Source organism: Bacillus sp. SIMBA_008 (assembly GCF_046535495.1).
Taxonomy (GTDB): domain Bacteria; phylum Bacillota; class Bacilli; order Bacillales; family Bacillaceae; genus Bacillus; species Bacillus subtilis.
Map to the genome: position 1 here is coordinate 1 of NZ_JAWRWL010001206.1, position 238 is coordinate 238.

General features: G+C 70.6%; 1 protein-coding gene. It reads left to right on the forward strand.

The features are described 5' to 3' along the window. On the forward strand, nucleotides 1-238 hold a 238-nt coding region (locus tag SB658_RS27265), incomplete at both ends, for a hypothetical protein (protein WP_410603671.1).

Below are 238 nucleotides of genomic sequence, written 5' to 3' on the forward strand. Positions count from 1 at the left end.
CTCGAGGCCGCACAGTCCTTCTACGCAGACACGTTCGACCTCGGCGATCGTCTGCGATTCCGCACCTCGGATGCCGAGACATCCGGGTTCCGCGGATACACCCTCTCGCTGGTGGTCTCGCAGCCGGGGAACGTGCACGCCCTCGTCGACGCCGCCGTCGCCGCGGGAGCCAGCGTGGTCAAGCCCGTCACGAAGTCGCTCTGGGGCGTGGGCGGCACCGTGCAGGCGCCGGACGGGG